Raw genomic sequence first — 17,953 nt, 5'->3', positions numbered from 1 at the left:
GCGGGCCGGCCGCGAGGAAGGAATCACAGGTCCATGGACACAGCACCGCAGACCACCCTGGCACCGGAGATCACGCCTGGTCGTGCACTCACGATCGAGCGGTACTTCACGACCGCAGGCGTCGCTCCGTTCGACACCGTCGAGTGGGAGCTCCGCACCGCCGCGGTCGGCTCCTTCGTCCAGGAGAACGTCGAGTTCCCCAAGACGTGGTCGCAGAACTCCACCAACATCGTCACGCAGAAGTACTTCCGCGGACAGATGAACTCGCCCGCGCGCGAGCGCTCCGTCAAGCAGATGATCGGCCGCGTCTCCGGCACGATCGCTGACTGGGGCCGCCAGCGCGGGTACTTCGCCACCGCCGAGGACGGCGACGCCTTCCAGGACGAGTTGACCTACATCTTGCTGCACCAGCTCGCGGCGTTCAACTCGCCGGTCTGGTTCAACGTGGGCTTCGAAGAGCAGCCGCAGTGCTCGGCCTGCTTCATCCTGTCCGTCGAGGACACGATGGACTCGATCCTCGACTGGAACACGCGCGAGGGCCGGATCTTCCGCGGCGGTTCCGGGTCGGGCATCAACCTGTCCAACATCCGTGGGTCGATGGAGCCGCTGAGCAAGGGCGGCACCGCTTCTGGTCCGGTCTCCTTCATGCGCGGCGCCGACTCCTGGGCCGGCACGATCAAGTCCGGCGGCAAGACGCGCCGCGCGGCCAAGATGGTGGTCTTGGACGTCGACCACCCGGACATCGTCGAGTTCATCGAGTGCAAGGCCAAGGAGGAGGACAAGGCCGAGGCCCTGCGCAACGCGGGCTTCGACATGTCCATCGACGGCGACGGCTTCAAGTCCATCCAGTACCAGAACGCCAACAACTCGGTTCGGGTCACGGACTCGTTCATGCAGGCCGTCGAGGACGACGGCGATTGGCAGACGATCGCGCGCTCGACGGGCAAGCCGGTCGAGACGCTTCGCGCGCGTGACGTGATGAAGAAGATCGCGGACGCCGCCTGGCGCTGCGCCGATCCGGGCGTGCAGTACGACACGATCATCAACGACTGGCACACCTGCCCGGTGTCCGGCCGCATCAACGCGTCGAACCCGTGCTCGGAGTACATGCACGTCGACGACTCGGCGTGCAACCTGGCGTCGCTGAACCTGATGAAGTTCCGTCGTCCCGACGGCACCTTCGAGGTCGAGAAGTTCGAGCGCGCGGTGGACGTCGTCTTCCTCGCGCAGGAGATCGTCGTCGGGCCGTCGTCGTACCCGACCGAGGAGATCGGCGTCAACGCTCGCGCGTTCCGCCAGCTCGGCATGGGCTACGCCAACCTCGGCGCCTACCTGATGGCCAACGGCATGCCGTACGACTCGGAGCCCGGTCGCGCGACCGCCGCTGCGATCACGGCGCTGATGACCGGCCGCGCGTACCTGCAGTCGGCGAAGGTCGCCGCGGCGATCGGTCCGTACGAGCGCTACGCGGAGAACCGCGAGGCCCACAACAAGGTCATGCGGATGCACCGCGACGCGACGGCGCACGTGCCGGTCGGCGTCGGCCGCGACGACGCGCTGCTGGCCGCGGCCCGCGAGGTCTGGGACGAGGCGGTCGAGGTCGGCGAGGCGCACGGCTACCGCAACGCGCAGGCGACGGTGCTCGCGCCCACCGGCACGATCTCGTTTCTGATGGACTGCGACACGACCGGCGTCGAGCCGGACTTCTCGCTGGTCAAGTACAAGGAGCTGGTCGGCGGCGGCTCGATGACGATCGTCAACGGCACGGTGCCGCTGGCCCTGCAGACGCTCGGCTACACGCAGCCGGAGATCGACCAGATCGTCGCGCACATCGACCAGTACGGCACGATCGTCGAGGCGCCGGGCATCAAGGACGAGCACCTCGAGGTCTTCGACGTGGCCGTCGGCTCCCGCGCGATCTCGCACATGGGCCACATCAAGATGATGGGCGCGATTCAGCCGTTCATCTCGGGCGCGATCTCCAAGACGGTCAACATGCCCAACACGGCGACGGTCGAGGACATCGCCGAGGCCTACACCGAGGCGTGGCACCTTGGCGTCAAGGCGCTGGCGATCTACCGTGACGGGTCGAAGACCGCGCAGGCCCTGCGCACCGACGCCCAGAAGGAAGAGGCCGCCGTGCCGTCGCTCGACTCCGAGGAGTTCGCCGCCGCCGTCAAGGACGAGGTCGCTAAGCAGCTGGCGGCGATCGGCCCGCGCCGCAACAAGATGCCGCGTGAGCGCCAGTCGATCACGCACAAGTTCAACATCGGCGGCCACGAGGGCTACATCACGGCCGGCATGTACGAGGACGGCCAGGTCGGCGAGATCTTCATCACCGACGTCGGCAAGGAGGGCTCGACCCTCCGCGGCATGATGAACTCGTTCGCGACGGCGATCTCGATCGCGTTGCAGTACGGCGTGCCGCTCGAGACGCTGGTCTCGAAGTTCGCCTACATGCGCTTCGAGCCGGAAGGGATCACCCAGAACCCGGAGATCCCGTTCGCCAAGTCGATGCCCGACTACATCATGCGCTGGCTGGCCTCGCGCTTCCTGGACGCGGAGATCCAGGAGGAGCTCGGGATCATGACCCAGGCGGTCCGCGCCAAGAAGATGGCGGAGGACGCCGGCTTCTCGGCCGACACGGCCGGCCCGCCGGCTGCCGCCCCGTCGAACGGCAACGGCTCGGCCTCGGCATCCGCCCCGGTCGCGCCCGCGCCCCCGATCAAGGCCGCCTCCGGGCCCCAGCCGCCGACCTCGGCGCTCACCGACACGCCGCCGGTCCGCCCGGCGCGCCTCGTCGGCCTCGAGCTCGGGCCGGCCTGCCAGAACTGCGGCGGAATGATGCAGCGGACGGGCTCGTGCTACACGTGCTCCTCCTGCGGCAACAACACCGGCTGCGGCTGATCCCTCGCTCGAAGGGTCATCAGCTCCGGTGCCGGCCCGCACCGTAGCTCTTCGAAGGGGCGCCCTCCGGGGCGCCCCTTTGTCGTTCCGGGACGGCGTTCGCGCCGTCCAACCTCGCCGATCGTAGAGGCCCGTTCGACCCTGGAAGTCGACGGCATTAGGGTCACTATTTTCCCTGCCACGGAAGATCTGACATGTCGCTGAGCCGGTCCCTCGCCGTCGCCCTGTTCGTCGTGCTGCTCGTGCCGGCCTTTGCCGCTGCCGATCGTCTGACCGTGCGGGGCACGCAGGTCTTCGCGTCGGTTGGACGTGATCTCCCGACCCAGTTCGGCAACGAGATCGCGACCTTCGGCGGCTTCGTGTACTTCGCCGCCGATGACGGCGTGCACGGCAACGAGCTGTGGCGGACGGACGGCACGAACGCGGGCACCGCGCTCGTCAGCGACGTCTACCCCGGTCTGCCCAGCGCGAGCTCCAACCCACACCGGTTGACGGTGATCGGCGACCGTCTCTTCTTCAACGCCTACGACTCGACGACGCAGAGCCCGGAGACCGTCTTCTACCTGGACGCGGCCACGCCGACGAGCGTGCAGCGGGCCGGCGCACGGCGCGCGGACAACAACGTCGTCGTCCCCGCCGTCGGGCCGATCGTCGGCGCGCCGAACGGCCGGGTGGTCATCAGCCGGCTCCTGGGCGAGTCGTCGAACTGCTGCTACGCGGTCTACGCCCTTCCTCTCGGGAGCACCGAGTTCGTGAAGATCTCGGCTGGAGCCGAGGACATCAACGCCAACAACGTCTTCTCACCCGCGGCCACGGCGGGCGGGTGGACGTACTACTCGCGCTCGAACTCCAACGTCAGCCCAGGCCAGGGCAGCGAGCTGTGGCGCACCGACGGCTCGACGACCGAGACCGTCGCCGACATCCGCCCGGGGGACGCCGGCAGCGGGCCGTCCGCCTTCGTCGCGACGAACGACCGGGTCTACTTCACGGCCGACGACGGCACGCACGGCAGAGAGCTGTGGGTCACCAACCCGAGCAACAAGGCCGACACCCATCTCGTGCACGAGCACGTCCCCGGCAGCGCGGGCACGAGTATCAACGACCCGGGCCAGGTCGCCAACGGCAACATCCTGTACTACGTCCCCGCCAACGACCCCGTCACAGGCCCCGAGGTCTGGCGCACGGACGGCACGGACGCCGGGACGCACGTGGTGAAGGACATCACGCCCGGCGTCGGCGGCGTCTCGGTGCCCGCGCCCTTCGCGCTGCGCGGCGGCGTGGGCATCCTCCGCGGCGGTGAGATCTACGCGTCGTCCGACGGGACGGCCGCCGGCACCTCGCTGCTCGGCGAGGTCGCCGGCGACGGTTACGGGCCGAACAGCCCCATCGTCCTCGGGGACCGCGGGTACTTCGTCGGCGGCTTCACGCCGTTCGGACAGGCGCTCTGGCGCACGGACGGCAGCGCCGCGGGCACCGTCGCGCTGAGCGCTGGCGGCTTCGACGGGACGGGCGCGACCGGCGGCAACCCGTCCACCCAATCGCTCGCCGTGCTGGGCAGCAAGCTCATCTTCTTCGGCCGCGACCCCAGCACGAACAACACCGGCCAGGTGAAGCTCTACGTCGTCGACACCGCGGAGGGCGACGTCGTCCGAGAGGCCACCGCGCCGCCGTCGATCTCCGGCTCGCCGGTCGTCGGCAAGACGCTGACCGGGGACAAGGGCGCCTGGACGCTCGAGAACCGGTTCACCTACCAGTGGCTGCGCAACGGGGCGCCCGTGCCCAATGCCAACGGCACCACCTACAGCGTCAGCACGGCGGATGTCGGCGCCCAGATCACGTTCCGCGTCACGGCGGTCGGCGTCGGCCCGCCGAACAGCGTGAGCGCCGACAGCCCGCCGGTCACGGGCAGCGCCGCCACCTCGCCCCCGGGCTCCGGCGGCGGCACGCCGAAGCCGGGCGGGACCCCGACGTCGCCCGCGCTACGGACGCTGAGCGTTAAGACGAAGGGCAAGGTGACCGGGACCGCACGCGTCGGCAAGACGCTCAAGGTCAAGGTGCCGACGTTCAGGCTGACCGGCGTCAAGGTCACGTTCCGCTGGTCTGCCGACGGCAAGACCATCAAGAAGCAGGTCAGGGCCTCGATCAAGCTCACCAGGGCGCTGAAGGGCAAGCGGATCAGCGTCACCCTCACCGCGACCAAGGCCGGCTACAAGCCGCTGAAGGTAAAGCTCGGACCGACCGCGAAGGTCAAAGCCGCCCGGCGGTGACCGGTACCTCGAGAGGAGCTTGGGCGCGTCACACGGCGGCGCCCTCCTAGCCTGGGTGAGATGGAGTCCCAGCGCTGATGGCCGTGTACGTCGATGACGCCTTCGTCCATGCCGACTGGGGTCGGTGGACCGGCGGCGGCCACCTGCAGGCGGATAGCTTCGAGGAGCTGGAGGCGTTCGCCCGGCGGTTGGGGCTGCGGCCGGAGTGGGTGCAGCGGCGTGAAGGGCGGCCGGATCGGGATCATTACGACCTGCATCGGGTGGGCCGTGAAGCAGCGATCTTGATGGGCGCGGTGCCGGAGACGGCGAGGGAGGGTGTGGTGCGGCGGCGGGCGGCGCGGCCGGAAGGTGGATGGAGTGGGCGTGCTGCGCGGACCGGCGTGACGGTCTGATCGCACCCTGATGGACCGGTGTGCGGTATACCCGCACGCCAATGCCCCAGGACGTCGAGCTCTACCAGCGGACCTACTCCACGCTGCTTCGTTCACGTGGCGAGACGAAGCTGCGGGTGCTCGAGTCCTCGCACATCGCGATCGAGTCGTCGTTGCACCCGTTCGCGGGCAGCGAGGACCTCGACCTCGGCGCGTTCCTCTACGCCACGCAGCGGCTGCCGGCCAGCATCTACAAGGGTCGTGTCGTCGTCCTCGGTCAGGAGGAGGAGCAGTTCACGGCGGTCGGCCTCCCACTCAACGACTGGCCGACGACCGAGGCGCCCGCGCGGCGGCGCCAATGGCACGAAGGGCCGGATGGCCAGTACGGCGTGCTGCTCTCCTCGACCTCGGACGTCGACGACCTGATCCCCACCCTGGTCGCCTACCAGATCGAGTGGAACAAGCTACGCCGCAAGCTCAACGCGATCGGCTGGCCGCGGCCACAAGGCCTGCCCGGCGCCGCGGAGTGCGCGCGCGTCCTCGGCGGCTCGGTCGACGACTGGGAGCGCCTGCAAGAGGCGTGGGGCACCGCGTTTGCTCGGCGGCTCGGTGAGGTCGCCGCGACCAACCTCAGCCTCCGCGTGCGGATGCTCGGCGGGTCGCAGGTCTCCTATGCGCGGCTGACCCGACGCTGGTGGGCACCTGTGGCCCGCACGCTGGACGACGCGCAACTCCACAACGCGCCGATCTACTTCGTCTCGTCCAACACCCACTCCTTGGTCAACCTCCTCTCCGGCGACGCCCGCGCCCGCGAGGCGCAGCTCGTCGACTGGGTCGAGCGCGCCGGCCCGCGCGACCTCAAGGAGGAGCTCGCCGCCTTCCGCGAGGAGCGCACCGCCGGGTCGTGGAACAACTTCCTGTACTTCCTCGCCCGCGAGCACGCGCAAGCCGAGCCCGGCTCCCCGTCGCGCCGCCAGGCCGAGGCCGGCCAAGGCATCGTCCATCTCAACTCGGAGTCCGGCCTGCGCGTCGCCGCGCAGGTCATGCCCATCAACAAGCTCCAGACCTCCGCGCTCGACGACCGCCTCGGCGACGTGGACGCCGAAGCGCTGCGCGCTTCCGACGCGGTGATCGTCAACATCGACTACCCGCTCGGCCTTGCGGCCTACAACATCCTGCGCGAGATCGCCGAGGACCGTGAGGCGCTGCGCGGCGTCTACGTGCTGGGCAAGGCCGCGACGCTCAACGCCGACGTCGGCGACGTGATGATCTCCTCGACCATCTACGACGAGCACTCCAACACGACCTACTGGCTCGACAACGCGTTCGGCTTCGACGACATCGCGCCCTACCTGCGCTTCGGCTCGGGCCTGGACAACCAGCGCGCGGTCACCGTCCGCTCGACGTTCCTGCAGAACCGCTCCTACCTCGATCGCTACTACCGCGAGGCGTTCACGGTGGTCGAGATGGAGGCCGGGCCCTACTGCGACGCGGTGTACGAGCTGACCGAGCCCGACCGCTACCCGCACGGCGAGCAGGTCAACTTCGCCAAGCTGCCGGTCGACTTCGGGATCGTCCACTACGCCTCGGACACGCCGTTCACGCAGGCCCGCACGCTCGGCGCCCGCGGCATGTCCTACTACGGCATGGACTCCACCTACGCGACGTCGATCGCGATCCTGCGCCGGATCTTCACGCTGGAAGGCGCGCTCGGCTAGCGGATGACGTGGATCCCGAGCTCTTCGAGCGGGGCGAGCGTCGCGGCAGGCACCGCACGCTCGGTGGCGATGTGGGTGAGGGCCGCCGCCGCGCCGTAGCGAAACGGCGCGACCGTCCCGAGCTTGTCGGCCGTCACGAGCCCGACGACCCGGTCCGCGCGCCCCAGCAGCACGCGCCGAACCTCGGCCTCCTCGTGGTAGCCCTCGCTGAGCCCGTGCTCGGCGTGCAGCGACCAGACGCCGAGGAACAGCACATCGGCCGAGATCGACTTGTAGGCCTCGATCGTCTGCGCACCTACCGTGACCATCGCGCGGCGCTCGAGCGTCCCGCCGATCACCACCACCTCGACGCCCTCGTGCGCGGCCAGCGCCGCGGCGGCCGGCGGCGAGTGCGTCACGAACGTCCCCGTGAAGCCCGGCGGGATCGCTTCCGCCAAGGCGAGCGCGGTCGAGCCGCCATCCAAGATCGCGACGCCGCCCGGCACCAGCAGCGACGCCGCCGTCCGCGCGACCTCGCGCTTGCCGGCGACCGACTGCGCGCCGCGGCCCGCGTAGGTCGTCGCGACCGGCGAGCGCGCCATCGCCAGCGCGCCGCCGTGCACGCGCTGCAGCCGTCCGCCGTCGGCGAGCTCGTCCAGATCACGCCGGATCGTGTAGGCCGACACGCCCAGCTCGGCTTGCAGCTCGGTCGCCACCACGCGACCTTCGCTCGCCAAGCGCCCCAGGATCCGTTGCTGGCGCTCGCCCTTCAGCAGGCCGTCGTCAGCGCGGGAGGCCATGGCGCTCCGCCCATTGCAGCAACATGATGGTCTTGGCGTCGGCGATCTCGCCGCGCGCGACCATCGCCAGCGCGTCGGTCAAGGCCAACTCCAACACCTCGATCTCCTCGCCCTCATCGGCGCGGCCGCCACCGGCGCTCGTGTCGCGCTGCGAAGACGAGTACGGCGCCGCGAAGAAGTGCAAGCGCTCGGTCACCGATCCAGGCGACATGTACACCTCGAAGAGCGCCTCTACCGCGCCCACCCGGACGCCGGTCTCCTCCTCGGCCTCGCGCCGGATCGCCGCCGCCGGGTCGTCGCCGTCCAAGAGCCCGGCCGGCGCCTCGATCAGCATCCCGTCCGGGTGGCCGTTCTCGTAGGCCGGCCAGCGGAATTGGCGCGTCAGCAGAATCGTGCCCGCCTGCGCGTCGCCGAGCAGGATGACCGCACCGTTGCCGCGGTCGTAGGCCTCGCGCTCCTGCCGCGTCCACTGTCCGTCGCGGCCGCGGAAGTCGAACGTCGCCTTACGCAGGACGTACCAGTCATCCGACAGGACGCGGACGCCGACCGGCCGGACTCGAGGGTTCGTTCCCATGCCGCTTTCGATGCTTTCGTGCATTACGGTGCGCGAGTATGCGCGTTTCTGCACGGAAACGCAACCCTCCAGGACCTGGTGTCGTTTGTCGATACACAGGGCAATACCGCGGGGCGATACCGAGTCGTCCCTTTTTCCCGCTAGCGTCATAGCCATGGTCAACGCCGAGATCCGCACGCTCCACGCCGCAGACGGCACCCCCGTCTGCAACGTGTCGTTCGACCTCTCGGCCCAGCAGGTCGCCGCGGCCGTTCAGGCTGTTGACGCGACCCGGCTGCATCGCCACCAGAACGCGGAGCTGTCGACCGACGACGTGCTCGCCCTGCGCGAGCTGACCGGCGTCTCCGACGAGCTGCATCGCCTCGCCGAGGGCCAGGCCAACGCGACGGTCGTCCTGCCGCTGGCGCGCTTCGCGGCCCTCCACGACGCGCTGACCGAATGGGTCCACCTCCACGCCGACCGCGGCTGGATGCGCGAGGACGACGCGGCGATCCAGCCCTTCGTCGCCGCGCTGCTGGACCCGATGGCCTCGCTGCGCGAAGACGCGCTGCACGCCGTCCTGGGCGACTCCGCCCACACGCACGAGCACGACGCCTAGGCATCGGCCCGCCCGAGCGGCGGCGCGCCGCGAACTTCAGCCCGTGTTGCGCAACCCGAACGCGATGCCGGTCACCGTCGCCAGCAGCGGCGCCCGGTCGGCGTCCGCGTCCGCGCGCGTGCGCTCCAGCAGCTCGACCTGGAGATGCGACAGCGGATCGACCCACGGGTCGCGGTGCAGGAGCCGCGCCTGGAGCGCCGTGGCGCCGGCGAGCAGACGGTCCTGCCCGGTGATCTCCAGGACCGCGCGCTTGACGCGGGCGTGCTCGGCGACGATCTGCGGCCAGAAGTGGTCGCGCAGCTCGGGGTCGACCAGGCGCAGGTAGCGCTCGGCGACGCCGAGGTCGGTCTTGAAGAGCGCCATCTCCAGCGTGCTGATCAGCGTCGCGAAGAACGGCCAGCGCGCGTGCATCAGCGTGTAGCGCTCGTGGTCGCCTTCGGCCAGCGCGGTGCCCGCGCCGTACCAGGACGGCAACAGCACGCGGTTCTGCGTCCATGCGAAGACCCACGGGATCGCGCGCAGCGACTCGATCGTCCCGTCCCCGCCGCGCGACGGCGGCCGCGAGCCGATGTTCAACTCGGCCAGCGCCTCGATCGGCGTCATCTGGAAGAAGAAGCGCGCGAACTGCGGATCGTCGTAGACCAGCGCCCGGTAGGTCTCACGCGAGCGCGCGGCAAGCCGGTCGAGGTCCGCGCGCCAGTCCTCGGGCGCAGGCGGACGCGCCACGTTGGACGCCAGCAACACCGCCGACAGCGTCTGCTCCAGCGAGCGCTCCGCCAGCTCCGGATGCCCGTAGCGCGCGTTGATCGTCTCGCCCTGCTCGGTGATCCGGATGCGCCCGTGCAGCGAGCCGGTCGGCTGGGCGACGATCGCGCGGTACATCGGGCCGCCTCCGCGCGAGGTCGAGCCGCCGCGGCCGTGGAAGAGCTCCAGCTCCAGGCCCTCGTCGGCGGCCTGGCGGGCCAGCGCGAGCTGCGCGCCGCGCAGCGCCCACTGCGAGGCGATGAAGGAGCCGTCCTTGCCGGAGTCCGAGTACCCCAACATGACGATCTGCCGGTCGCCCTGCTCGCGAAGCAGCTCCCGGTACGCCACGTTCTCATACAACGTGGCCATCGTCGCGGGCGCACGGTCGAGGTCGTCGAGCGTCTCGAACAGCGGGACGAAGCGCAGCTCCAGCGCGCCGCCCGCGCGCTGCGCCAGCCAGCGCGCGCCCAAGACGTGCGACGGCTGCTCGGTCATCGACACGATCAGGCAGCGCACGACCTCCGGGCCGTAGGCGGCGCTCGCCAGCGCCGCCGCGTCCAAGGCCGCGACGAGCTCGCCGGCCACCCCGTCCGGGCGGCGCTCCAGGCCGCGGCGACCAGCAGCGATCGCCTCGGCCAATAGCCGCTGGCGCTCGCCCTCCCCCGCATCCGCGAAGCCCGGCAGCAGCGCGCCGACCGCGGCGTCGATGACGTTCGCGTTCTGGCGCAGGTCCAGCCCGGCGAGGTGGAAGCCGAAGATGTCGACCTGGCGCAGCAGCCGCCGCAGCGAGCCGTGCGCGACGTGCTCGGAGCCCAGCGAGTCGCGCACCAGCTCCAGGTCGGCGCGCAGCGCGCCCGGTCCGTCGTAGCCCGCCTGCCCGGCGCCGTCGAGCATGTTGATGAGCCGGCGCTCGATAAACCCCAACTTGGTCCGCAGCGGCTCCCAGTCGTGATGCGGCCGGCGCAGCACGCGCGCGGTCGGCAGCTCCTCGGCGTCGCGCGCCAACGACACGGCCAACGCCTCTGTCACCGCCACGTGGCGCTCGGAGTGCGAGAAGCGCTGCGCCAGCCGCGCGACCCGCGTGCGCAGCATCCGCAGCGCCGCGCGGCGGTGCAGCTCGATCGTGCGCGTGACGGTGTCGGCGCCGACCTCCGGATGCCCGTCCATGTCACCGCCCGGCCACGAGCAGTACTCGAGGACATTGGCATCCTCGGGCAGCGGGCCGAGATCGCGCTCCAGCTCCTCCAACACACCCGGGACCGCGTCGTAGATCACCGACTCAAAGACGTACAACATGCGCCGCACCTCGTCCTCGACGTGCGGGCGGGCGCGGCGGACCTCGTCGGTCTGCCACCAGATCGTGAGGATCTCGCGCGCCTCAGCCAGCAGCCGCTCGCGCTGCGACCGGCCCGTGCGCGGGTCCTCGACACGATCCAGCAGCGCGGCGAGGTCGTCCTGGTGGTCCAGCACCGAACGCCGCGACGCCTCGGTCGGGTGCGCGGTCAGGACCAGCTCGACGTGCAGGTCGCGCAGCGCGGCGGCGGTGTCGACGTCGTGCTCGGCCAGCAGCGCCGCGGTCTCGGCCAGCGACTCGCGCTGGACGGCGCCCTCGGCGTCGTAGGCACGGCGGCGGCGCAGGCGCTCGCGCTCCTCGGCGATGTTCGCGAGCTGGAGCTGGAGCGAGCAGGCGCGGATGATCGGCTCCAGGTCGCCTTCGGACAGCTCGTGCAGGCGGGCGAAGAGCGCGTCGGCGGCATCGTCCTCCCCTTGACGCACACGCGCGGCGGTGGCGTGCAGCCACGAGACGGTGTCCGCGAAGTCGCGGCCGCACTGCTCGGTGAGGACCTCGTGGACGAGGCCTTCCAGGAGGTCGACGTCAGAGGCGTCCATGTCGCTCCGCCACGCTAGTGCCCGCGGAGCGCCCTCCATATGGCCCGCCGGTCAGAATGCACCCAATGGACCTGCGACAGCTCGAGTACTTCGCGGCCGTCGCACGCCATCGCCACTTCCGGCGGGCGGCCGAGTCGCTCTACGTCACGCAGTCGGCGGTCTCCCAAGCCGTGCGACGGCTGGAGGCCGATCTGGGGATCGAGCTGCTGCGGCGGGTTCCTGGTGCGCAGCCGCCGGTCGAGGTCACGCCGGCGGGCGAGGAGCTGCTGGCGCGCGCGGAGACGATCCTGGCCGACGTGGCGCGCGCCCGCGCCGCGATGGATGAGCACGCGGGGACGCTGCGCGGCGGCGTGCGGGCCGCGGCGACGACCGGCGACGCGCTGCGCCTGGCGCCCGCGCTGGCGCGCTTCGGCCGCGAGCACCCGGGCGTGCGGATCGCGCTGCGGCTCGGCAGCGCCGCCGACGTCCTGGAGTCGGTCGCAACCGGCGCGGTCGACGTCGCGGTCGCGTCGCTGCCCGAGGGCGCCGCGGTGCCCGACGGCGTCGAGGCGACCGAGCTGCGTGCGGAGCGGTTGGTGTTGCTCGTCGCGCCTGACGACGAGCTGGCCGGCGCCGGCGGCGTGAAGCTGTGGGACGTCCGCGACCGCCCGTTCGTCCTGGCCGAGCCGGGGACGGGCCTGCGCGCGTCGGCCCTGCGCGCCTGCACGGCCGAGGGCTTCGGGCCGATCCCGCTCTTCGAGGTCGGCGAGCCGACGGCGGTCCGGCTACTGGTCGGCGCGAGCCTCGGCGTCGCGCTCGTGCCGGCGTCCTGGGCCCAGCAGGCCGGGCCGGAGGTCGGCGTCGCGACGGTCGCCGGGACCGCCGCGACGCACGCGCCCTTACTGCTCGTCCGGCGCGACGGGCTGACCCCGATCGCGCGACTGTTGGCCGAGCAGGTCCGGGCGAGTTAGCTCCCGAGGACCTCGGCCAGCTCGGCGACGAGCTTGCGCTTGGGGCGCGAGCCGATCAGCTTCAGCACGGGCTGGCCGTGCTTGAACACCATGAACGTCGGCATCGAGAGGACCTGGTACTCGGCGGCGACGCGCGGGTTGCTGTCGCAGTCCAGGCCGACGACGCGCAGGTCGTCGCGCTCAGCAGCGAGCTCCTCGAGGATCGGGTGCATGGCGCGGCACGGCGGGCACCAGGCGGCCCAGAAGTCGACGAGGACGGGGACGTCGGACTCCAGGACGTCGGCGGTGAACGAGGCGTCGGTGGCCTGGGTGAAGGAGGAGGCGGTGGTGGTCATGCGTTTGAGTCTGCGGTGCGCAACGCGCGGCGTCGAAGCTGATGCTTGATCGCGTCAAGTAGCGCAGGTCATCGCTCCTTAAGCGCGCCGCGTCACAATGAGAGGTCGATGGCCGAGCTCCAGACAGGCAGCGAGTTCGCCGGCTGCCGCATCGAGGGGGTTCTCGGCCGCGGCGGGATGGGCGTGATCTACCGGGCGACCGAGCTGCGGCTCGGGCGGCCGGTCGCGCTGAAGCTGATCGCCACCGAGCAGGCCTCAGACCCTGACGTGCGCGAGCGCTTCGAGCGCGAGGCGCGGCTGACGGCGTCGATCGAGCACCCCAACGTCGTGCCGGTCTACGGCGCGGGCGAGGAGGACGGCCACCTCTACCTCGTCATGCGCTTCGTGCCGGGGACCGACCTGCACCACCTGCTGCGCTCCGAAGGCCGGCTGGCCCCGGCGCGGGCGGCATCGATCGTCGCCCAGGTCGCCGACGCGCTGGACGCGGCGCACGCGGCCGGCCTCGTCCACCGCGACGTCAAGCCCGCGAACATCCTGATCGGGGCCGCATCCCCCACCAATGTCCCTGAGGGGATGCGCAACCACGCCTACCTGAGCGACTTCGGGATCACGCGCGTGCAGACCTCCGACACGCGCATCACCGACAGCGGCAACTGGATCGGGACCGTCGACTTCATGGCGCCCGAGCACCTGCGCGGCGAGCCGACCGACGCGCGTGCCGACGTCTACGCGCTCGGCTGCGTGCTCTACACCGCGCTGACCGGCAAGCCGCCGTTTCGCCGCGAGACCGTCCCCGCGACGATCACCGCGCACCTGCACGAGCCGCCGCCGCGGCCGTCGCTCGACGTGCCCGGGATCCCGGAGGCGTTTGACTCCGTGATCGCGCGGGCGCTGGCCAAGGAGCCGTCCGAGCGCTACCCGAGCGCGGGCGACCTCGGGCGCGCGGCGCGAGCCGCCGTCGCTGGGGAGCGCGTCTCGACGGCGCGCGGCTCCGTCGCGACCGGCGCGGCGACGCCGGAGAAGGCCGAGCCGACGCGGATGGCGCCGCTGCCCGGCGCGACCGCGGTGTTGGAACGACCGGGCAACGACGACGCGACACGCGTGGCGGGCGCTGGCGCCGGCGGCGGCGCCGCGGGCGACAACGGCGCGCCCCCGCCGCGTCGTCCCGGGGACGTCAAGGTCCAGCGCGGCCGAGGCCGCAAGCAGGCGCTGGCGGCGACGATCGTCGTCCTGCTGATCCCGGCCGTGCTGTTCATCCGCTGGGTGGGCGGCGCTGGCGACGGCACCAAGACCGGGCCGCTTTCGGCCGGCGAGGTCCGATCGGCGGCGCAGAAGTTCGCCTCCGCCTACACCGACGAGAACCCCGACGCGCTGCGCCGGGTCCTGACGCCGAACGTGCGCCGCTACGGGACGACGGCGGACGTGCAGCGCGGGCGGCTGGCGGTCGTCAACACCTACAAGTCGCAGTTCGCCGCCGACAACGTGCAGAAGTACGAGCTGAGCGACCTGAAGACCACCGGCGGAACCGCCGGCCGCGCCGAGGGCAAGTACACCGTGACGCGCCAGGGCGCGGCGCCGATCACCGGCCGGATCGTCTTCGGCGTCGTGCGGCGCGACGGCGCGGCGCGGATCGACCTGATCGCCACCGAGCCGCGCGCCACGTAGCGCGGCGTCCGCGCCCGCTCAGCAATCGCGGGCGAGGTGCACGTCGACCGTCGTCTCCGGCGCGACCGACGTGCCGCCCGCCGGGGACGTGTCGCAGACCTTCGGCGAGCCGCCGAGCAGCTCGTCGAAGAAACCGCCGTTCTCGGTCTGCAAGTCGGCCTTCAGGTTCGCGTCCTCGAGCTCCTGCTGGGCGTCGTTGGCGGACAGGCCGACGACGTCGGGGACCGTGACCTCGACCACGCGCCGGACGCGCACCGCGGTCAGCGCCGGGCGCGCGGTGCCGGAGGAGGCCAAGACGTCGACGACGTTGACGCCCTCCTCCAGGCCAATCTGCGCCGACCACGTGCCGCCTGACACCAAGGCCTTCTCGCCGCGGACGAGCACGGTCGCGCCCGCCGGGGAGACCGTGCCGCGGAACTCGACGCGCTCGTCGCGGACCGTGCCCTGATCGGACGGCGAGGTCACCACCAAGCGCACGGGCGCGGTGGCCGTGGCGGGCTTCTCGCCGCCGCAGCCGGTGATGATGAGGGCGCAGGCTGCGCCGGCGAGGAGTCCGATCCGCTTCATCGCGTTCCCCTGAGTATGCGACAGCGCGAGCGGGCACGCTTGGGCGCGTCATGGATGGCGGTCGCGTCGAGCGGTTCCTCGTAGCGCCGGTGCTGGCCGGCGCCGTCGTCGCGTTCTGCACCGACGAGCGCGCGCGGGACGCCGCCGACCAGGCGCGCGGGCCGTTCCTGTTGGTCGCCGGGCTGTTGATGTTGGGGTTGGTCGCCGACCGTGACGGGCTGTTCGCCTGGGCCAGCGCGCGGCTGCTGGGCGTGACCGATCACCCGCGGCGACTGTTGGCGGTCGCGCTAGCGCTGGTGGCGGTCGTCACCGCACTGCTGAACCTCGACACCGCGGTCGTGTTCCTGACGCCGGTGCTGATCGGCGCGGCGCGTGGGGCAGGCGTCGAGGAAGGACCCTTCTTGTACGGGTCGGTCCTGATGGCCAACGCCTCGTCGCTGCTGCTGCCCGGCGCGAACCTGACCAACCTGTTGGTGTTGGCCAGCGAGCCGGTGTCGGGCGCGACGTTCGTGGCGCGCGTGCTGCCCGGAGCGCTGGCGGCAGCGGTCGTGACGGCGCTCGGGTTGATGGCCTGGCAAGGACGACACCCGCGCTGCGACGGCGGCAACGACGCTCGCGACCGTGCGCCAGCCAAGGCCGAGCGTCCGCGCCCCCTCAGCGTCGTCGCCTGCGCGATCGCCGCCGTGCTGGTCCTGGTGCTGCCCGACCCCAGCCTGCCCGTGCTCGCGGTCGGCGTCATCGCGGTGCTCGTGCGGCGCGTTGAGGGCGACGCCGTCGCCGAGGCCGTCGGCCCGCTCGCGCTGCTGGGCCTCTTCAGCGTCTCGGTTTTGCTCGGGGCGCTCGCCCGCACCTGGTCGGGACCGGCCGAGCTGCTCGCGTCCGCGTCACCGCTAGAGACGACCGCGATCGGCGCGTGCGCCGCGATCTTGGTCAACAACCTCCCGGCCGCGGTCCTGCTCAGCGCCGCTCCGCCGCCGCATCCGCGCGCGCTGCTGTTCGGCCTCAACCTCGGGCCGAACCTCGCGGTCACCGGCTCGCTGTCGGCCTACCTGTGGTTCAAGGCCGCGCGGTCTGCGGGCGCGGAGCCGAGCGCGCTGCGCTTCAGCCTGATCGGCGCGCCGCTGGCGCTCGTCGCGATGGCGGCGGCGCTGCTGACGGGCACCCGTTAGGCACCCGTTAACGACCAGAGCCCCTGCTGGCACAGGGGCTCCGGGCGAGGAGGTCAAACGATGATGCAGGAGGAGGTGCTGCGGTGCGTTGCGTTGCTCCCCGGTGATCGGCACGAGGCCGTCCGATCTTGAGCGTCAGTCGGCAGCCAAAAGGCGCACGGTGCGGCGCCCACCGGCCACCGCGCGGTGCCAGGGGCCGTCGCCGTCGAGCTCACCGCCGAAGTCCAGCAGCAGCGCGGCGAGCGTCAGCGCCTCGTCGCGCGGTTGCGGCGGCGAGACGTACTCGCGGTCGCGCCGGCCGGTCAAGCCGGGGCTGAAGTGATCCTCGACCCGCACGCTGAACGACGGGCCGAGCGTCAGGGAAAGCTGGTCGGAGGCACCGGACACGGTGGCGGAAGCCTCGCACAAACCGCGCGCGGGGCTTCCGCCACGACCGCACCGCGCGCGATTGCGCCGCGCGGTGCGGGACGACGTGACCGGTGGTGGTTTGTCTAGGCCTGCGCGCCGCAGACCGGCCAGGGCGCGGTGCCCTGCGCGGCCAGGAGCGCGGCGGCGCGCTGGTCCTGCTCGGCCTCGGGCGCCGCGGCGGGATCGCCGCTGCCGCCCATCGCCTTCCAGGTCGAGCGCGTGAACTGGTACTTGCCGCGGTAGACGCCGTCGGCGGAGATCGCGGTCGGATCGCCGCCGGACTCGCACTGGGCGATCTTCGCCAGCGTCGCGGAGGCGTCGCCGGAGACCGCGGCCGCCGAGGCGGTCTCGGCGTCTTCAGCCAGCCCGCTGGACAGGCCGAGCGCGCCGGCGGTCTGCGGCCCGACGATGCCGTCGACCGTCAGCCCGTTCTTGCGCTGAAAGCTCTTGACGGCGCGGGCGGTGGTCGCGGTGAACTTCCCGGTCTGCTTGATGCCGAGCGCGGCCTGCAGCGCCTTGACGGCGGCGCCGGAGGAACCGGCCTTGAGCGTCTGCGGCGCGGGCGCCTGGGCGGCCGTCTGGCCGAGCGCCAGCGGCGCGCCGAGCGCGAAGACGGCGACGAGCGTGGCGGCGACGCTGCTGCCGGAGCGCCGACGGCGCCGTCGGCGCACCATGGCCAGGCGCGCGGCCACCGCGGTGCGGCGGGCACGCGAGCGCTCCAGCGAAGCCTGGCAGGCGCGTTCGAGGTCTGAGATCACGACGAGGTGCTTCCTTTGCTCTTTCAGGCCTACGGGGTTAGCTGTCGGGCTCGCGCTGAAGAGCTGCGCTACTGCGCCGTGAAGGCGCCGATTCGCCCCGGGAGCCATGCGTGATGGCTCCATTGGGTCCCCCGCTCCCGGGCGCCGTGGCGACCGGGACTCGGCTGGTGTACGACGGCAAAGCCAAGCACATCTGAACGACGCGTGCGGCTTGACATAACCGTTCGGGACCGACCTTTGGATCGGCCTCAGC

The 17,953-nt window shown here is 71.6% G+C and carries 15 protein-coding genes and 1 riboswitch; of the genes, 8 read left to right on the top strand and 7 right to left on the bottom strand.

Annotated features, from left to right (window positions below; translation table 11 throughout):
• The first annotated feature begins 33 nt into the window (after window positions 1-33).
• From ACT01A_RS18290 to ACT01A_RS18275, 4 genes are all read left to right on the top strand, one after another.
• Window positions 34-2,907, top strand: a complete 2,874-nt coding sequence (locus ACT01A_RS18290) for a vitamin B12-dependent ribonucleotide reductase (RefSeq protein ID WP_445148527.1) — start codon at window positions 34-36, stop codon at window positions 2,905-2,907.
• A 194-nt stretch (window positions 2,908-3,101) separates the two neighbouring features.
• Window positions 3,102-5,174 (top strand): ELWxxDGT repeat protein, encoded by a 2,073-nt coding sequence (locus ACT01A_RS18285; RefSeq protein WP_445148526.1) that lies wholly within the window; start codon window positions 3,102-3,104, stop codon window positions 5,172-5,174.
• Window positions 5,175-5,251: 77 nt separating this feature from the next.
• Complete coding sequence (locus ACT01A_RS18280) at window positions 5,252-5,566, top strand: DUF4031 domain-containing protein (protein ID WP_445148525.1); 315 nt, start codon at window positions 5,252-5,254, stop codon at window positions 5,564-5,566.
• Between the two features lie 41 nt (window positions 5,567-5,607).
• Window positions 5,608-7,263 (top strand): DUF6909 family protein, encoded by a 1,656-nt coding sequence (locus ACT01A_RS18275; protein WP_445148524.1) that lies wholly within the window; start codon window positions 5,608-5,610, stop codon window positions 7,261-7,263.
• Here ACT01A_RS18275 and ACT01A_RS18270 read toward each other — a convergent pair.
• Window positions 7,260-8,042 carry a DeoR/GlpR family DNA-binding transcription regulator gene (locus ACT01A_RS18270; RefSeq protein WP_445148523.1) on the bottom strand — a complete coding sequence of 261 codons (783 nt, stop codon included), beginning with the start codon at window positions 8,040-8,042 and terminating at the stop codon, window positions 7,260-7,262. The genes ACT01A_RS18275 and ACT01A_RS18270 overlap by 4 nt on opposite strands.
• A complete protein-coding gene (locus tag ACT01A_RS18265; protein WP_445148522.1) occupies window positions 8,026-8,616 on the bottom strand; it encodes an NUDIX domain-containing protein in 591 nt (196 codons plus the stop codon). The genes ACT01A_RS18270 and ACT01A_RS18265 overlap by 17 nt, the downstream gene beginning before the upstream one ends.
• 154 nt (window positions 8,617-8,770) lie before the next feature.
• Between ACT01A_RS18265 and ACT01A_RS18260 the strand changes: the two genes are divergently transcribed.
• Complete coding sequence (locus ACT01A_RS18260) at window positions 8,771-9,214, top strand: hypothetical protein (protein WP_445148521.1); 444 nt, start codon at window positions 8,771-8,773, stop codon at window positions 9,212-9,214.
• A gap of 36 nt (window positions 9,215-9,250) precedes the next feature.
• On the opposite strand, the gene ACT01A_RS18255 is transcribed toward ACT01A_RS18260, so the two are convergent.
• Complete coding sequence (locus ACT01A_RS18255) at window positions 9,251-11,848, bottom strand: phosphoenolpyruvate carboxylase (RefSeq protein ID WP_445148520.1); 2,598 nt, start codon at window positions 11,846-11,848, stop codon at window positions 9,251-9,253.
• Window positions 11,849-11,913: 65 nt separating this feature from the next.
• Here ACT01A_RS18255 and ACT01A_RS18250 point away from each other — a divergent pair, with 65 nt between their 5' ends.
• Entirely contained in the window at window positions 11,914-12,798 is an 885-nt protein-coding gene (locus ACT01A_RS18250; protein ID WP_445148519.1) for a LysR family transcriptional regulator, read from the top strand.
• On the opposite strand, the gene trxA is transcribed toward ACT01A_RS18250, so the two are convergent.
• Entirely contained in the window at window positions 12,795-13,133 is a 339-nt protein-coding gene (trxA, locus tag ACT01A_RS18245) for a thioredoxin (protein ID WP_445148518.1), read from the bottom strand. The genes ACT01A_RS18250 and trxA overlap by 4 nt on opposite strands.
• A gap of 108 nt (window positions 13,134-13,241) precedes the next feature.
• On the opposite strand from trxA, the gene ACT01A_RS18240 reads away from it, so the two are divergent.
• Complete coding sequence (locus ACT01A_RS18240; protein WP_445148517.1) at window positions 13,242-14,798, top strand: protein kinase domain-containing protein; 1,557 nt, start codon at window positions 13,242-13,244, stop codon at window positions 14,796-14,798.
• A gap of 18 nt (window positions 14,799-14,816) precedes the next feature.
• Here the strand turns inward: ACT01A_RS18240 and ACT01A_RS18235 are convergent, their stop codons facing one another.
• Window positions 14,817-15,365 (bottom strand): PASTA domain-containing protein, encoded by a 549-nt coding sequence (locus ACT01A_RS18235; RefSeq protein WP_445148516.1) that lies wholly within the window; start codon window positions 15,363-15,365, stop codon window positions 14,817-14,819.
• Between the two features lie 50 nt (window positions 15,366-15,415).
• On the opposite strand from ACT01A_RS18235, the gene ACT01A_RS18230 reads away from it, so the two are divergent.
• Complete coding sequence (locus ACT01A_RS18230) at window positions 15,416-16,534, top strand: SLC13 family permease (protein ID WP_445148515.1); 1,119 nt, start codon at window positions 15,416-15,418, stop codon at window positions 16,532-16,534.
• 135 nt (window positions 16,535-16,669) lie between these two features.
• On the opposite strand, the gene ACT01A_RS18225 is transcribed toward ACT01A_RS18230, so the two are convergent.
• Both ACT01A_RS18225 and ACT01A_RS18220 read right to left on the bottom strand, forming a co-directional pair.
• The gene (locus tag ACT01A_RS18225) at window positions 16,670-16,921 is read right to left on the bottom strand and encodes a hypothetical protein (protein WP_445148514.1); all 252 of its coding nucleotides are present in this window, start codon (window positions 16,919-16,921) and stop codon (window positions 16,670-16,672) included.
• Between the two features lie 104 nt (window positions 16,922-17,025).
• Complete coding sequence (locus ACT01A_RS18220; RefSeq protein WP_445148513.1) at window positions 17,026-17,700, bottom strand: transglycosylase family protein; 675 nt, start codon at window positions 17,698-17,700, stop codon at window positions 17,026-17,028.
• Window positions 17,701-17,711: 11 nt separating this feature from the next.
• Window positions 17,712-17,876, bottom strand: a riboswitch (cyclic di-AMP (ydaO/yuaA leader).
• Window positions 17,877-17,953 lie beyond the last annotated feature (77 nt).

This window comes from Baekduia sp. Peel2402, from assembly GCF_052567285.1.
This window is presented reverse-complemented; position numbering and strand designations above follow the sequence as displayed.

Bases quoted from the DNA above. Each gene is read 5' to 3' on its own strand.
- ACT01A_RS18290 (WP_445148527.1), top strand. From the start codon at position 34: ATGGACACAGCACCGCAGACCACCCTGGCACCGGAGATCACGCCTGGT.
- ACT01A_RS18285 (WP_445148526.1), top strand. From the start codon at position 3,102: ATGTCGCTGAGCCGGTCCCTCGCCGTCGCCCTGTTCGTCGTGCTGCTC.
- ACT01A_RS18280 (WP_445148525.1), top strand. From the start codon at position 5,252: ATGGCCGTGTACGTCGATGACGCCTTCGTCCATGCCGACTGGGGTCGG.
- ACT01A_RS18275 (WP_445148524.1), top strand. From the start codon at position 5,608: ATGCCCCAGGACGTCGAGCTCTACCAGCGGACCTACTCCACGCTGCTT.
- ACT01A_RS18270 (WP_445148523.1), bottom strand. From the start codon at position 8,042: ATGGCCTCCCGCGCTGACGACGGCCTGCTGAAGGGCGAGCGCCAGCAA.
- ACT01A_RS18265 (WP_445148522.1), bottom strand. From the start codon at position 8,616: ATGGGAACGAACCCTCGAGTCCGGCCGGTCGGCGTCCGCGTCCTGTCG.
- ACT01A_RS18260 (WP_445148521.1), top strand. From the start codon at position 8,771: ATGGTCAACGCCGAGATCCGCACGCTCCACGCCGCAGACGGCACCCCC.
- ACT01A_RS18255 (WP_445148520.1), bottom strand. From the start codon at position 11,848: ATGGACGCCTCTGACGTCGACCTCCTGGAAGGCCTCGTCCACGAGGTC.
- ACT01A_RS18250 (WP_445148519.1), top strand. From the start codon at position 11,914: ATGGACCTGCGACAGCTCGAGTACTTCGCGGCCGTCGCACGCCATCGC.
- trxA (WP_445148518.1), bottom strand. From the start codon at position 13,133: ATGACCACCACCGCCTCCTCCTTCACCCAGGCCACCGACGCCTCGTTC.
- ACT01A_RS18240 (WP_445148517.1), top strand. From the start codon at position 13,242: ATGGCCGAGCTCCAGACAGGCAGCGAGTTCGCCGGCTGCCGCATCGAG.
- ACT01A_RS18235 (WP_445148516.1), bottom strand. From the start codon at position 15,365: ATGAAGCGGATCGGACTCCTCGCCGGCGCAGCCTGCGCCCTCATCATC.
- ACT01A_RS18230 (WP_445148515.1), top strand. From the start codon at position 15,416: ATGGATGGCGGTCGCGTCGAGCGGTTCCTCGTAGCGCCGGTGCTGGCC.